Here is a 15,998-nt window from a genome sequence, read left to right on the forward strand (position 1 = left end):
TGTATGAGAAGAAGCATCAGTAAATATTTAGGTGGGCTGTTGTGGATGATGGTTGCCGTTCCTGCCAGTGCAGGAGTGATACACCAGGATGAATTATGGTATACCAGGCCGGCATTGAAATGGGATGCAGAGGCTTTACCTATTGGGAATGGCAGAATGGGGGCGATGATGTATGGGGGTATTAAAAATGACAAGATACAGTTTAATGAACAAAGTTTGTGGAGTGGTGACAACAACTGGGATGGCGCCTATGAAACGGGGGATCATGGTTTTGGTTCCTATCGCAACTTTGGTGAGTTTTCCATCCGGTTTAATCACACCGACACAGCTACCGGCTACCAGCGTACATTGAATATCCGGACAGGGGTACACACTACTGTTTTTGACATAAATGGGGTGCATTATAAGCGGGAAGCTTTTGCCAGTCATCCTGATCAGGTCATCGTGTTCAGGTATACAGCCAGCAGGAAAGGAGCTTTGTCTGGTAAAATATCCATGCAATCGGCACAGGGAGCCGTGAGTGTGGCTGATGCAAGCGGATTGGGTTTTGTCGGTGAAATGCCCAATCACTTGAAATATGCAGCTAAATTGCGAGTGACTCACGAGGGTGGAAAGGTTTCAACAGAAGGCAATAACTGGGTATTCCAGGATTGCAATACCGTTGTTATTTACCTGGATGCCCGTACCAACTACAAGCCTGATTACGCATCCGGCTGGCGGGGCGCCGATCCGGTGCCGGTAATCCAGCAGGAGTTGGCGGCTGCGCAAAAAACAAGTTATCAAACATTAATCAGCCGTCATATAAAAGACCTTACACATCTTACGGGTGCTGCGATGGTTGATATTGGAAGTACTACACCCGATTTGCTGGCATTACCCATCAATACCCGCTTAACAAAATATGCCGCAGGCGGCGTTGATCCTGACCTGGAAGAAACCATGTTTCAGTACGGCAGGTATTTGTTGGCGAGTTGTTCCCGCGTAGGAGGCCTGCCGGCAAATTTGCAGGGTTTGTGGAACGACAGTAATACGCCGGCATGGGCCAGTGATTATCATAACAACATCAATATCCAGATGAATTACTGGGCGGTAGAATCTACTAATTTGTCCGAGTGTCATGTACCATTGATTGATTTCATCAAAGCATCCGAGGGGCCATGCCGCACTGCCACCCAAAAGGCATTTGGTGCAAATGTACGTGGCTGGACGGCCCGCACCAGCCAGAATATTTTTGGTGGAAATGGATGGGAATGGAATATACCAGCCAGCGCATGGTACGCCCAGCACGTGTTTGAGCATTGGGCTTTTACCATGGACAACAACTATTTACGTAATACCGGGTATCCTATATTGAAAGAGGTGTGCCAGTTTTGGGAAGACCGGTTGAAGAAAATGCCGGATGGAACGCTCATGGTACCCAATGGCTGGTCGCCAGAGCATGGCCCCCGGGAAGATGGCGTGATGCATGATCAGCAATTGGTGTGGGATCTTTTTCAAAACTACCTGGAGGCAGCAAAAGCGCTGGGAATGGATCCGGACTACCAGGTGAAGATAGCAGATATGCAGGCACACCTGGCGCCTAATAAAATTGGAAAATGGGGACAGTTACAGGAATGGCAGGAGGACCGGGACGATCCGGATGATCAGCACCGGCATACTTCACACCTGTTTGCTGTTTATCCTGGCCGCCAGATCAGCATGGCACAGCGCCCCGATCTGGCAAAAGCAGCCATTATTTCACTGCGTAGCCGGAGTGGAAACTATGGGAAAAATATCAATACACCTTTCACGGTAGAATCAACAGTGGGAGATAGCCGCCGCTCCTGGACATGGCCCTGGCGTTGCGCGCTCTGGGCTCGTTTATGCGAAGGGGAAAAAGCAGGTATTATGGTACGTGGACTACTCACTTATAACACCTTGCCTAACCTCTTTGCCAGCCATCCGCCGTTTCAGCTGGATGGCAACTTTGGTATCAGTGGCGCGGTGGCAGAAATGCTATTACAGAGCCATGCAGGCGAAATTCATTTGCTGCCGGGTATACCTGCCAGCTGGGCAGTCAAAGGATCTTTTAAAGGTCTGAAAGCCCGTGGAGGATATACGGTAGACTGTACCTGGGAAAACGGACGTGTTACGAAATACCGGATAAGCGCCGCCACACCAACAAAAGTATGGGTGCGCGTAAATGATAAAAAAACACAGATCCTGACAGAAAAGGAATCATGATGTTGTTTTGAACGAACAAAAAAGCCTTGTAGCATAGAGACGCTACAAGGCTTTTTTGTTCGTTGTCTGTACCCCAGTCTTTCCTGGGCTGATTACCCATGTACAATTCCAATGTATCGCCATTAACGATATTGGCATAGGTAATATTGCTTGCTTTCATCTGTCCGTTCCACCAGTGAATTGACCATATATCATTGACTACTGATGGATTCATCCGATTCTGCAACGGAAACAAGCTTCTGTATACATCCATGAGATGATGTGGTGACTGAACAAAGTTACTAGTCAGTGCTGTGTCATCAGTCCTAAATGAGTGTGTGCAAAAATATCATCGGTAAATATTAAAATAGAGGTTGTTTTTCATTTGCATGGAGTATAATTTTAGGTAGATAATCCCTGAAAGGTTAGTGAAAAATTTATTTTGTGGCACCCGTATTTTGAAACCCGGAACCGGAACAGCAGTCCGGTAATTACAAGAATGAAAAAGAAAGAATAGTTACAGACAGCACAGTTTATCCAATGAATAAGCTGTAAACCCAATCCCAAAAAAATCCGATGAAAATTCCAAATTCAGGCATTTGGCTCCTGGCTATCATCTTTTTTTTATCATTTGTTGGCTGTCGCTTGCAGTCTTCGCCACCGGAGCGTGAGGCTGAAGGCAACATACTTGCTGGTTTGGCGAATGACAGCATATTATTGGATGGCCTGGTAGACGTTGCATATAATGAAGTAATGATACCGCTTTATTACGATGCCTGCAGAACAGATGAACGAACAGATAATCTGTATAATCCCACAAGTTCGGCGGTTTTCGATAGCGGATACACGGGCGATTGGAATCAGGCAGCCACCATAAAGCTATGCGACCGGCTGATAACTATGATTGATATAAATGCTCATCTCAGTGTTGCAGGCCGCAGCAGGCTGCACGCGGAATTACTTTTTTTAAAGAGTATGGTTTATTACGCTTTGGTACAACGGTATGGCGCTATTATCATAGATTCCACCTCAACGGTCGATAACTTCTTCTACCCCCGGGAGAGACGAGGAAGCTTATCCAGGTGCTATCAATATATTATAAAAATGCTGCAAAATTGCTCGTCTGGCTTACCGGATATTCGCAATCCCCTGAGGGTCGGCAAGGCAACAGCCCAGGCAATGATTATGCGGGTAGCCTTGCAGGCTGCTGCATATGTTCCTGAGGAAAGGGAGGCATACCTGGGTTTGGTATTACAGTTGGGGAAATCTATTGGGGAGAACGGAGATTATTCGATGAATCCTGATTACGAGGGATTGTTCAATGATTTCAGTAAGAGCAGCAATAGTCCGGAGGTAATTTTAGGCATATACAGGCCCAGAGCTTATACCACGTTTCAGCAAACGCTTATGCAAGACCTTGTAGTGAACCAGTCTAACCCGAAAATGAAGGCTGGATACGGTCCGCCTTTAAATGACGCATTCGATGGCTGGTCAAAGCTTTACCCAACACAGAATTTAGTGGATGCCTATCTGGCGATTGATGCAGACGGATCTGCTAAGAAATGGAACGAAACAAGTCGTTACCAATCTTTCAAAGCAGGACAGGGTTATGCATCCGATGTTTTGTATGCAGGTCGCGACAAGCGCTTTTATGCCAGTATTGTGTATGATTCATCGAAGTATTTTAATAGTGTTGTTTTGACGAGAGACAGTGGAAATCTGAGTATACACGCGCGCAGGGATAATAATGCCCTGACACCAACCGGGTATTATGTAAGAAAGCTATTGTACGAAACCCAAAAGATCTGGTATGTAGATGGAACGCGTCATTTTGTACCAGTGTTACGGTTGGGGGAAGTGTATTTAAATTTGGCAGAGGCTTTTCTGTTGAAAAACAACAGGAACGCGGCCGTTTCCTTTATTAATAAAACCCGTACCATTCACGGTGGTTTGCCCCCCCTTGATACTGTTCTGTCATTGCCGATGTTGTGGGAGGCGTATAAGGACGAAAGACGTGTAGAACTATTCTTCGAAAATGACAGGTATTGGTCTTTACTGAGATGGGCGAAATTCAATCAGCAGTCGACCATAACAGCGCTGGAAAAACCAGTTGATGCTATTAATATTTCAGCTAATGGGAAATTTTTTAAGATCGTTCCGGTGCCAGGTGCTGGCAGCAGGAAAGGTATGCTGGCAGCAAAGCTTTTTTTTATTCCTTTACCGGAAGCCAGTGAGCCGAAATAAGACTTTAAGTGTTTGGGCTGCTGCCTGCTTCTTGTTTATCCCCGGAATGATGTCGTGCAATTGCAATAATACGTATCTGAACATGGATGGATTGGTACAGAAGTATGCTGCCCGCCCGGAGGATTCACTAAAAAAAGAAGCGGCATTATTTTTCAGGGATCAATACATGCATCAGTCAACCCAAAAAAGTATTTTTCGGGAGGAACCGTCAAACAAAATAAGAGTAGTAGACCTCGACACTATCTCCGGGGAAGAAGGACTTTCTGCGTTTCTAAACATTAATGACCTTGTCCTTAGCAATGAATTCGTGCCAGATAGCAGCTTGTTGACTGACAAATTACTGGAGTCACATATCAACAGTTATGATTTCTGCGTACGCACGTGGGAGTGGAATCGTAAAGCAGACAAGCGCACCCTTTTCAATTATTTGTTAGCCTACAAAATATACGAGGAGGAAGCCGGTACCTGGCGGGATTATTTCACGTCAGAGCATATTTACTTTTTGAAGAAAGTGTTGGCATCTCGTAGGTTCGGACTGGGGTGGTATGGAACAAACCCAATGCCAATTACGGTTGAGCTGATAGGAATGGCAAACAACTGGTACTCCTACGACAATGATGTTGCCGACAAGTATCATTCTTTATCTTTTAGATTGATGAAATGTTTGCGGAAAGGCAATTGTTATTTTGGTGCGTATACAGGCGTTTACGTGCTGCGCAGTTTTGGTATTCCTGCAGCAGTAGATTACGTGCCGTTCTGGGGCTCCAGGAACGGTGGACATGCGGAGGTGGCTGCACTGGATTCAAACGGAAAAATGAGCGCCATTCCCGGTCATATGTTACAGCACGCAGCAAAGGTATTCCGGCTCAGCTTCATGTCGACGAATATATGGAGTGATTCCATCCGCCCAATGATGGGCAGGGATTCATTTTTGCTACCGGATATAGCGCATGATCATTGGGTAGATGCAACGGCCGATCATACGGCGGTAGCAGATGTAGAGATGACGTTGTGTGAAAAGTCCGCTAAGGGGATCGGTTATATCTGCGCATTTAATTACGGCGTGTGGCAGCCGGTTTATTGGGGACGGGTACAAAACGGTGATCGGGTTTGTTTTCGGAACATGGGTAAGGATATTTTATATTATGCGGCATTACCAAACGGTAATGGATTCAGGCTTTCAGGACATCCATTTTTATTGGATACGCTGGGGCGGCAGCAATATTTTACCGCCGACTTTAAGCATCCGATAGAAATGAGGCTTACCAAATTAAATACCGGCTCGCAATCATGGGTGAAAAAGCAGCAAATTTATGAGCTTTACTGTATTGATCATTTGGGAGGATGGCAAAAAGTATCAGAGATCACCTGTAGGCAGGACTCCATACTGACAGTCGTGATGGCTCCGTCAAAAGGAATTTACCGGCTTTTGGAAAAGAACGGAAAACATCGTCTGGAGCGGCCTTTTGGATATGCAGATGATAAGCAGGTGTGGTGGTAGGATATAAGTAATTTATGCTTCTTATCTAGATACTAATCGGCAAAAAAATCATCGTTAATAGATAAGATAGATGTTATAAATTCTAATTAGTAAAACTATCTTCAGATTACTAAATTATAAACAATTATGAAAAAGAAATTAATTGGCGCTTTGGCCGCTGTTATGATCATTTCGGCCGGTATCTTTACTACTAAGGCCTTCTCCCAGGTAGAAACACTTAGTGGCTGTCGTTGGAGCGGCAACCCCAGTGACTATTGTGTGATAAATCTGAATGGTCAGTTATGGGGAGTTACCAGTTGTGTAAACAGTGATAATGGCGGAAGCTGCGGAATACAATAATAATTATAGTAATCCACGCAGTTATCCCTTAAGAATGTTATTGGGTATTATTAATTTAACACCCAATAACATTCAATGCGTTTAATAGGTGCTCACAACAATAATTAACAATGTTTTTTTTCTGCTATCTTTTAACTCCTGTTCCGCATTTTTGCTGGCCTTTCAAACGATTAACAATCAATCCATGTAGTTGGACCCGAAATCAAATAACAATCAATTTCTTATGCTCCCTAAATATATGTCCATGCCGGTAAAAATTTCATTTCTATTTCCTGTGATTGCGCTAATTAGTTGTGTTGCTGGTAGCGGTAGAAATAAAGACGAGGGTTCTACCTCAAAATTCCCAAAAGAAAAATCCGTAAAAAGTCAAAATATACTGCAAATAGACAATAGTATTGCCAGCTTGCATATGCAGGATTCTTTCCTGGTATTGCGTCACATGCAAAACTCTTATGATTACCTTCTAAGCTTTGTTAACCTGAAAAATTATACAGCAGGAATAGCTTTCGATAAAATAAAATTCGGGGGGGACTCCGGGGAAGTTTTGAGTCCACTATCCTGTGGCTTATACAAAGACAGCCTTTTCCTGGTACAGGATATTTCTTCCAGTAAAGTGGTAGTATTTAATCTGGGAAGTAAACCTGATAATAAGGGAGCTACTCCTTACACAGAATTTAATCTTCCAAAATTTTTCTATTCAATTTGCCTGCTCGACACAGGCTTTAATGTTATTGCGAATGGAGATAACGCTTCGGTAAAAGAACTTCAAAAAATTGATCTGAGAAAAGGCACCATAATTAACGAGTTTGGAGAATACGCTGCCGCATCTGCAGCGGCATCAGCACTCGAATGGAAAAATAAACACGAGAGTTTTCTGTTCATGAAGCCTGATGGCAACACATTGGTGAGCGCAGCAAGATATACCGATCAAATTGAAGTGTTTGACCTGGTCAATCATAGAAAACTGGCAACCGTCAACGGCCCCGATAACTTCAAGCCAGAGCTGGGATATCACTCAATAGGAGGTTTTAATAAAATTATCAGGAATAGCAAAACCAGGTATGCGTTTCTGGGTGGCGCAACAACAGACAAATATATCTATTTACTATATTCAGGAAATAAATGTGATGGCCCAAACCTGTTCTACGGAAAGAGTGTATTCATATACCGTTGGGATGGTACCCCGGTAGAGAGACTAAACTTAGACAAGTACGTGAGTAGTATAACTGTTTCAAAAGACGACAAAGAATTATATGCCGTAGACCCAATAGGCAAACAGATCATTAAATCGTCCATCATATTATAATATCAGATGAAAGAATCAATTAAAATATTTACATGCTGCTTTCTTTTTCTTTCCTTTTACATGATGGAGACAGGATGTAAAAGAAAAGAGACAACAAAGCAAACGAATGCCGTTAGCAGGAGCACTACACAGAAATATGCAATGCCGAAAAGTTTTGAAATATTCTATCCCACTTCAAAAGCCGGCGTAATTGACAGTGCTACGCTCATGAAGGCGCCATATAAACTTATTGTAGGCATAGATTTTTCCTGTCCTGTGTGCATTGCAGAAGTAGATAAATGGAATGATTTTTATGCTGACAGTTTGAAAAAATATCAAATCCCGCTCATCTTACTATGTCAGTCTGATGATAAGTATAGGTACATGAAATATCTGTTTAAAACAAAAAAGTTAAAGGAGTTCCCTTTCCCTCTCATATTAGATTTCAATAATGAAGAATTGAAAATAAACCCGAATCTGATTTCAGAGACAGGAAAGGTAAAAACAGTGCTTATTGATGCGGATGCTCAAATATTATATGCAGGAGTTCCTTTAGCAGGAGGAAATGATAAACGGGATCTTATAAAAGCAATAGAATCAACTAACCCGGCTCAAATTAATCATGTCAAATAATAAAAATGAAATCAAAAATTTTCTTAATTATCCTTTTTACAACCTTTACTAAAATCATTATGGCTCAATCCAATGTTTTAATAAAGGAACAAGCTATTGTGGGTAAAATATTCTATAAATTTCTATATGTGCCAGATACCACAAAGCGGGATTACATCTTACAGGAAGATTTGGAGTTAGACTTCGGCAAAACAGAGAGCTCGTTTACAAGCTATTCAAAAAAAATGCGTGATTCTGTTATGCAGAAGAATATTAAGAAGCAGATGGCCGCAAATCCCGCTACTTCCTATAACGAAGTCCAGTCATTACTATCGTCCTTCAATTATTCCTCTCAGGAGACTATCTATACAATATCAGACCGGAAAAATAAAATTTTTGTTGGACAATCAATTGCCAATTCTTTCTACCTCATACAAGATACCGCTAAAAGGATTGAATGGAAGATTCTGGATTCTACTAAAACAATTCAGGGAAATATTTGTCAGAAAGCAACAGGAGAAAGTCACGGAAGGTTATATACAGCATGGTTTTGTAGCGATATTCCATATAGTTTTGGTCCCAGGAAACTTAGTGGTTTGCCAGGCATGATACTCGAAGCCTACGACCAAAAACACGAAGTTGTATATATTTTCAACGCACTCGAAAGTAATATAAACAATGAAAAAATAGAAATTCCCAAAAATACTACTGAGGCAACCTATAAGGAGTATAATAAATTATACAATGCCTTCAAAAAAGACCCGGCTACATTCTGGAATAACAGCGCCAGCAGCGGTAAGATAAAATTTGTAACAGGAGTAAACGCAGCCGGTGGGAAGCAGGTTGCAGCAGGCAATAAAACAAATAATGCAAGTACCAATCCTATTGATTTAAAATAGACATTGGATAAATCAATTTCAGGGATTAGGGAATACAGGGAAAATCAAATGCCCTGCTTTCATTTTGAAAAATATTTCTTTACATCGCTTTCCTATGACAGGCAGAAAGATAGTCCTATTGTTGCTTTTTATGGCCTTTTCTATGTACGCTGAATGTCAGGAACATATGATACATATATTTGGGAAAGTGGAAGATTCTGCTCATCATCCGGTAGATAAGGCAATCATAAGTATCATTAAATATAGCAGCCAGGCAGGAATTTCATTTAATACAACAAATGAAGATGGAAATTTTAGTTTCCAGATTTCAGATAAATACAATATTGACAGCCTGGCCATAAAAGTAAATGCTATAAACTTCGAAAAGTTAATCAAACATCCCGTTTTTCGCAACAGGGAGAATTTAATCCAACTAAAATCCCTTCAAAGAACTTTACCGGACGTTGTTGTGAAAGGAGTAAAGCCGATTGTGCAGAAAGGAGATACGATTAGTTATAACGCAGATGCATTTACGAAAAAAGATGATAGATATTTAGGAGATATTATCAAAAACCTTCCAGGGATTACAGTAGACGATAAAGGGATCATTAGCTATCAGGGGAAACCTATTAACAACTTTTACATTGGAGGAGATAATTTACTGGATAATCGCTATCAAATTGCGACAGACAATATTCCTTCCGCAGAAATCGCTAAAGTACAGGTAATAGAACATAATCAGCATGTGAAAATGCTGAATGGCATTGTACCGTCGGACCAGGCGGCCATCAACGTTACTTTAAAAGATAGAGGCAAAATTCATCTTATCAATAATGCCGAAATGGAAGGTGGTATTCCGGGAAAGTGGAACGGAACTATCCATAATATGGTTTTCAATGATAAGTATAAGGCCATCAATGAATTAAAATCGAACAATGAAGGGATTGACTATTCTCGCGAAACTGGTCTTAGCGGTTTGGGTGGCGCACCAAATTTGGCGAAAAACCTTTCCTTGTTTAATAAAGCTGTAATGCCAAACATCAATAATATGTACAAATTCGATAAGTACAGGAGTTTGCGCATTAATGGATATTATTTACACGATGATCAGTCAACCGAAAATGAGTCGTCAACAATATATTATCTCCCGGGAAATGATACCGTGAAATATTATGAATCAAACAAAAATAGCCTGTCAACTGATGCTTTTAATATTCAATTGAATTATAATGTAAATAACTTAAAAACATACTTTGATAATACATGCTCATTCAGTGAAACATGTGCCAACCCCGGCGATAAAATATTGTCGAATGGACAAAATATTTTGCAGAGTAATTCAACAAAAAATATCGGATTTACAAATACACTGCAAGGATATCTGCTGATTCATAAAAAGCATATTGTCAATTATTTTTCTTCAGCCCAATATTCAAATGCTCCGCAAACATTGGTGATGTCGCCAGGCATCCTGCAGGATAATCTGAACGATAGCATCCCATATTTAAACACCCGTCAGTTTCAGCGTACATCAACATTTTATACCAACAACACAATTTCGTATAGCCACATTTTGGGACATTGGATACTTGGGACCAACGCAGGATTAAATTACCAGGAACAAAATTTTCAGTCCAATGTTCAATTGCTCCAGAATAATCACCATATTACGGCACTGGACGGATTTTCAAATGACCTGCATTGGCAGAAGGAGCAAATTTATCTTACCCCGCAAATAGCCTTCAAAAATGACAGGGACCAATTAAACATTTCATCCCCGGTAAACTTCACACACATCAAATATTTCAATGATGCCGTTTTAAATAACAACGATAAATTGAATCATGTTTTCATCAATCCATTACTGAGCTGGCAGCGAAAAATAGGTAGGGAAAATCAAGTTTCTTTCATCTACCAATTCGGCCAACAAGCGGCAACGCTTGCACAAATATTTGGTGGAAAAATATTGAATGGTTACCGCAGTTATTCATCATTCAACAGACCGCTGCTTATCGGGAATTCACAGTTGTTTGATATAGGATTCAATTTCAAGAAAATGTTATTGGCATTCTTCGCAAATATAGATGTATCATACAGCCGAAATGAAAATTATTATATGGATTCGCAGACAATTCAGGGAAATCTTACCACTGTTACAGCGCTTCCAATTAATAATTTGAGCAGTAATATTTCTGTTGTAAGTAACGCAAGCAAATATATTTATTCATTCAATACAATGGTCGCTGTCAATGCTTCGTTTACGCATGGCACATCACAGCAAATGCAGAATGGAGTATTGTTTGACGTGAATAGCAATACCTCGGCTTACAAACTGAATATCACGCCCACCATTTCAGAATGGCTGGATGTAAAACTATCTGCAGCATATCTTTTTAACACAAGTTCTTCAACAGCCGCGGGATTTCAAAAGCAATCCAATAGCCAGTTCAACGAAACATCCTCTTTTATTATTTATCCCGTCAAAAATCTGGCTGTTTCTTTCGATAATCAGTATTTAAAGTATTTCCAGGGAGGGAAAATCATATCTTCTGCCATATTGATGAATAGCTATATTCAATACAATTTTCGAAATCCGGAATGGCGCAAACTCCAATTTAGGTTAAGTTTCAATAATATAGCAGATGTTCGCTATTACAATATTGTGACCACTACAAATAATATGATTGGTACATATAGCTATTTATTACAACCCAGGATGCTATTGCTTTCTGCACATTTCGACCTATAGCCGTTTGACTTAATAAAATAAGATTAAATATGCATGTTTATGCCACTAAAAATTCTACGTTCAAATCTGCAGCCTCTTTCCCCGGTTTATTTATACTATTTATCCTTATAGCCGCTTTCTCCCATGCACTATTCACCTACAGGTTTGCCTTTAACTTTGACCTTGACAACAACGATCAGTATTTAGCGGCATTTGCAGTCCTCACCGGATGGCTTATGTATATGGTGCTTTTCGGGATCTATGCCAGCAGGAACGCGAATAGTTGTAATCAGTTTATTATGCTATTCCTGTCAAATGTCTTTATCTTATTATTATCATATAGTCGCTGCTATAGCCTGTCTAATGAATATTTCGCCTGTATTGTAATGATCTTCCTGTTATTCATTACGATGCTCACTGCCAATATAGAAGTATTACATATGGTAATATGTGCGTTGTCCGCTGCCTTTATCTGGCAACTTTACCTGGCATTTGACCAGATGGACAAATTTGAGTGTAAGATTACACAACTGAATATTGAAGGAAGCCTGCAAAACACCGGCATATACTGCTGCTATCTTGTTTCCCAATTGCCTTTTCTGTATTATATTCTTTTCAATTGTAAAACTGAAATATTTAACAAGAAGAAGGGCAATACAACGGAATGGTTTAAAAACGCTTTAAAGCTCATTAAAGCAATGTTTTTTGGCACGTGCCTGTGCTTCTCTGCATATATTATCTGGCGCTCAGAATCACGTACTGGTATTATTGCGATGGCAACGCTATTATTCTTCTTTCTGGTAATGAATAGTAATACGCTGACAAGAAGGAATTTTAATAGGTTCCCAAGACCATTTTTGCTTTCATCAGTGCTTGTACTTGTTGTGGGGATTGGCTATGCCATGCATTATCTATTTCATTTAAAAAGGCTGTCGGCATCCGGGAGGGTAATGAAACTATACATTGCGGGGGAGCATTTAAATGAACATCTCCTGTTGGGAACGGGCATAGGTCGTTTTACCTGGTACTATCCGCAATGGCAGGCAAGCTACTTTGCCAGTCACCCGAATCCGCCCAAAGATTTTTATTTGAGTGCTTCAGAAAGCTTTATTCTTTTTAATGAATACATTCAGATGATAGAAACAGTTGGCATAATAGGTTTTGTAGGTTTTGCAATAATATTGGTATTATTTTTCAACGCAAAATCCGCAAGACACAAACCATTATTAAATGCCGCCAAGCTTACCGTAATTGCTATTCTTGCCTGTGGTTTTACCTCTTACCCGTTTCATGTAAACGTATTGCTGCTCCTTCTTTTCTTTTGTTTTGCATTGGCGGCAGTACTCAATGAAAATTTCAATATTAAGTTGAAGCGCCTCTGTGTATTAAAAATAACCCATCCCGTAACAGGAAAGTTGTTTTTATGCATTACACTCCTCATTGCGGTGTTGGGTTCATATATGTCATTTGAGCAATGGCAGGCAAAAATGCAGTGGGATAAATTGCGTAGTTGCGGGCAGGCGGACCCGGGCGGGAAAAGAGGGTATGAGCAGTTGTATGAGAAATTTAGATATAACGGCAAATTTTTAACGGAGTATGGCATGTTTCTCATGAATGACAGCACAAACAGTAAAGAAGCCATTGGGATTTTAGAAGAATCTAAGAAGTATTTTATATCGTATACTAATGTTGGTGCATTAGGGCGAGCTTACAAAAGGGCCGGTGAATCCAGGATGGCAATTGAAAATTATACTTGGTTGTGTAATTATATTCCATCCGGATTTAGCGCAAAACTGGAATTGCTAAAACTATATGATAAAGTAAAAGATACGGCTAATGCCGAAAAAATAGCAAGCACAATTTTGACCATGCCGGTGAAGTTACCTTCTTATGAAGTACAGAGAATAAAGAAAGAGGCTGGAAATATGCTGAGAAAGTATAAAACCAACTATGTCAATTAATATTTTATATCAGCAATTTTCTTAATGCAGTGTTTGTTTCATAAATAAAAGGGAGGGCGTGAAGATCGCGGATATCCCCCGCTATATTTGACGTTACCCGTAATTGCGCTCTCTATTTAAGCTGTCCGATTTCGTTGTGGAAGGCCGGCTATACATCCGATAAGCCTTCTGATGATTTATTTCTGAACGCTAACTTTTATGGCTGAATTTTGAGGCGCAGACACTATTGTAGGAGTAATTGACGGGATAAATTAATATGACTTTTAGGTAAAATTTCATGAGGAAGTATTATTAACAATCACTAATATTGTTTTGATTCCATTGATATATCAACCACGCTAGAGCACTGTCAACCAAATTTAATGCATCATGGGGTTAAAGCATATTAACAATGAAGGTGAAATATTGGAGAAAGTAGCTGGTGGATGCCAGCAGGCATTCTCAAAACTTTTTCATGGTTATGTAAATCAGGCTGGTGGTATTGTATATAGAATCATTGGTTCCAGGGAGCAAACAGAGGAGATCCTGCAGGATCTGTTTGTAAAGCTTTGGAAGGATAGGGAAAAATTAACTGACATCAAAGAATTTAATGCCTATTTTTTTATTCTTCTGCGCAACCATACCCTTAATTACCTGAAGAAGTTGGTGGCGGAAAAAAAAGTACACCACGAATATGCAAAGTTTGTTATACATCAACAGGACAAAGAGGATGTCCATTCTGATGCTCGCCTGGATATAATTGATAAAGCTATTGAAGCGCTGCCCATACAGCAGAAAACTGTATTCCTTTTGCGGGCGCAGGGTTACAGGAATCCGGAAATTGCTACCCGTATGAACCTGTCTACCGATTCAGTAAAAAAATATAACCAACTGGCGCTTAAGTTTATCCATCAGTTTATTAAGGTTAAAGTGACCGTGTTATTCACAGTTGCTGCCATCCGGTATTTAAAATAAAATATTTTACTTCCCATATCTCCTTTTCCTCTCTCTCTGTTGTCTTCTTATATAGAAACTCTTTTTTTTAAGCAGCCAGATTATGCAACAGATACACCGGTTAAATTATTTACTGGGGAAATCCGCTAACGGTACAATCAATGAAGATGAGCGGCAGGAGCTGTTTGTACTGCTGACAGCTCCGGCTGCAAGGCTGTTGTATAATGATTTATTTGAGCAGTTGGTAGAGCAATCCGATAAGGACGAATGCTTTTTTTCCGCTGAGGAAGCAGCCGCATTGCTGGAACGGGTCAATGAAAAGAACGGGGTACAAAGTCCTGGTGTGCGTCCGGGTATATATAGAATAAAGCCTGTATTTCTCTGGGCTGCTGCCTGTATGACAATGTTGTTATCGTTGCTGTCATATCGTTTTTTTGTCGACACGCACCGGGTTGCTGATCACGGAAAAATAGGAGAGGTGGTATCTTCTCCCAGGCTTAAATCCGGTGTAACGCTGACCCTCTCAGATGGTAGTCAGGTTTCCCTGGATAAAGGAATAGCAAAGCAGGTATTTGAGCCGAAAGGGGGCGGGGTAGTTAACAACAACAACGGGATACTTACCTATGCACAGAATGCCGAAACAGGAGCCAAACAGGAAGTCGTGTATAATACACTTACTATACCGAGAAAGATGCAGTATAAATTGGTATTGCCAGATGGTAGCCAGGTTTGGTTAAATGCCGCATCTTCCGTGCGTTACCCGATACAGTTTTCTGGCGGGGAGCGAAAAGTGGAATTAACCGGGGAAGCTTATTTCGATATTGTCAAAGATGATCGTAAGCCATTTCTGGTGGTGACGGGCGAACAAACTATTTCGGTACTGGGTACCGCTTTTAATGTGAAAGCATATAAGGATGAAGCATATATTAAAACTACATTGACAGAGGGCAGTATAAGGCTGGATCTTCGAAATGCCAGTACCACAAGATTGTTAAAACCGGGGGAACAGGCAATCCTCAAAAATGATTCCTTACAGGTAAAAGCTGTTGATACCAGGGAAGATGTTTCCTGGCGGTCCGACCTGTTTTATTTTTCCAATACTGATTTGCGGATCGTAGCTTATCAGCTACAACGCTGGTATGATATTGAAGTGGATTTCTCATCTCTTCCGGCAGAAAAAATATACGGGCAAATACCCCGGAGTACGCCACTACCAAAACTACTAAACGCGATGGAGAAAACAACGGGCCTAAAATTTAAACTAAGTGATGGAAGACTGTTTGTAGAAAAATAGTATCCGGATTTATCAACCATT

At 40.7% G+C, this 15,998-nt stretch carries 11 protein-coding genes; all 11 read left to right on the top strand.

The window, feature by feature from the left end; genetic code table 11:
- Positions 1–3 precede the first annotated feature (3 nt).
- The 11 genes from AC5ZC7_RS02735 to AC5ZC7_RS02785 all read left to right on the top strand — a co-directional run bounded on the left by AC5ZC7_RS02735 (position 4) and on the right by AC5ZC7_RS02785 (position 15,977).
- The gene (locus tag AC5ZC7_RS02735) at positions 4–2,223 is read left to right on the top strand and encodes a glycosyl hydrolase family 95 catalytic domain-containing protein (RefSeq protein ID WP_496159693.1); all 2,220 of its coding nucleotides are present in this window, start codon (positions 4–6) and stop codon (positions 2,221–2,223) included.
- A 555-nt stretch (positions 2,224–2,778) separates the two neighbouring features.
- Positions 2,779–4,446, top strand: a complete 1,668-nt coding sequence (locus AC5ZC7_RS02740; RefSeq protein ID WP_496159692.1) for a RagB/SusD family nutrient uptake outer membrane protein — start codon at positions 2,779–2,781, stop codon at positions 4,444–4,446.
- A gap of 82 nt (positions 4,447–4,528) precedes the next feature.
- Positions 4,529–5,947 carry a hypothetical protein gene (locus AC5ZC7_RS02745; RefSeq protein ID WP_496159691.1) on the top strand — a complete coding sequence of 473 codons (1,419 nt, stop codon included), beginning with the start codon at positions 4,529–4,531 and terminating at the stop codon, positions 5,945–5,947.
- Positions 5,948–6,073: 126 nt separating this feature from the next.
- Positions 6,074–6,286, top strand: a complete 213-nt coding sequence (locus AC5ZC7_RS02750) for a hypothetical protein (protein ID WP_496159690.1) — start codon at positions 6,074–6,076, stop codon at positions 6,284–6,286.
- Between the two features lie 244 nt (positions 6,287–6,530).
- Complete coding sequence (locus AC5ZC7_RS02755) at positions 6,531–7,592, top strand: BF3164 family lipoprotein (RefSeq protein WP_496159689.1); 1,062 nt, start codon at positions 6,531–6,533, stop codon at positions 7,590–7,592.
- Between the two features lie 6 nt (positions 7,593–7,598).
- Entirely contained in the window at positions 7,599–8,204 is a 606-nt protein-coding gene (locus tag AC5ZC7_RS02760) for a hypothetical protein (protein ID WP_496159688.1), read from the top strand.
- A gap of 5 nt (positions 8,205–8,209) precedes the next feature.
- Complete coding sequence (locus AC5ZC7_RS02765) at positions 8,210–9,082, top strand: GLPGLI family protein (protein WP_496159687.1); 873 nt, start codon at positions 8,210–8,212, stop codon at positions 9,080–9,082.
- A 94-nt stretch (positions 9,083–9,176) separates the two neighbouring features.
- The gene (locus tag AC5ZC7_RS02770; RefSeq protein ID WP_496159686.1) at positions 9,177–11,810 is read left to right on the top strand and encodes a TonB-dependent receptor; all 2,634 of its coding nucleotides are present in this window, start codon (positions 9,177–9,179) and stop codon (positions 11,808–11,810) included.
- A gap of 389 nt (positions 11,811–12,199) precedes the next feature.
- Entirely contained in the window at positions 12,200–13,750 is a 1,551-nt protein-coding gene (locus AC5ZC7_RS02775) for an O-antigen ligase family protein (RefSeq protein ID WP_496159685.1), read from the top strand.
- A 369-nt stretch (positions 13,751–14,119) separates the two neighbouring features.
- A complete protein-coding gene (locus tag AC5ZC7_RS02780; RefSeq protein ID WP_496159684.1) occupies positions 14,120–14,704 on the top strand; it encodes a sigma-70 family RNA polymerase sigma factor in 585 nt (194 codons plus the stop codon).
- Between the two features lie 82 nt (positions 14,705–14,786).
- Positions 14,787–15,977, top strand: a complete 1,191-nt coding sequence (locus tag AC5ZC7_RS02785; protein WP_496159683.1) for a FecR domain-containing protein — start codon at positions 14,787–14,789, stop codon at positions 15,975–15,977.
- Positions 15,978–15,998: the final 21 nt, after the last annotated feature.

Source organism: Chitinophaga sp. 9-1-y (genome assembly GCF_059511905.2).

Excerpts from the sequence above, each read along its gene's own strand:
- AC5ZC7_RS02735 (WP_496159693.1), top strand. The coding sequence starts at position 4 with ATGAGAAGAAGCATCAGTAAATATTTAGGTGGGCTGTTGTGGATGATG.
- AC5ZC7_RS02740 (WP_496159692.1), top strand. The coding sequence starts at position 2,779 with ATGAAAATTCCAAATTCAGGCATTTGGCTCCTGGCTATCATCTTTTTT.
- AC5ZC7_RS02745 (WP_496159691.1), top strand. The coding sequence starts at position 4,529 with ATGGATGGATTGGTACAGAAGTATGCTGCCCGCCCGGAGGATTCACTA.
- AC5ZC7_RS02750 (WP_496159690.1), top strand. The coding sequence starts at position 6,074 with ATGAAAAAGAAATTAATTGGCGCTTTGGCCGCTGTTATGATCATTTCG.
- AC5ZC7_RS02755 (WP_496159689.1), top strand. The coding sequence starts at position 6,531 with ATGCCGGTAAAAATTTCATTTCTATTTCCTGTGATTGCGCTAATTAGT.
- AC5ZC7_RS02760 (WP_496159688.1), top strand. The coding sequence starts at position 7,599 with ATGAAAGAATCAATTAAAATATTTACATGCTGCTTTCTTTTTCTTTCC.
- AC5ZC7_RS02765 (WP_496159687.1), top strand. The coding sequence starts at position 8,210 with ATGAAATCAAAAATTTTCTTAATTATCCTTTTTACAACCTTTACTAAA.
- AC5ZC7_RS02770 (WP_496159686.1), top strand. The coding sequence starts at position 9,177 with ATGACAGGCAGAAAGATAGTCCTATTGTTGCTTTTTATGGCCTTTTCT.
- AC5ZC7_RS02775 (WP_496159685.1), top strand. The coding sequence starts at position 12,200 with ATGCTCACTGCCAATATAGAAGTATTACATATGGTAATATGTGCGTTG.
- AC5ZC7_RS02780 (WP_496159684.1), top strand. The coding sequence starts at position 14,120 with ATGGGGTTAAAGCATATTAACAATGAAGGTGAAATATTGGAGAAAGTA.
- AC5ZC7_RS02785 (WP_496159683.1), top strand. The coding sequence starts at position 14,787 with ATGCAACAGATACACCGGTTAAATTATTTACTGGGGAAATCCGCTAAC.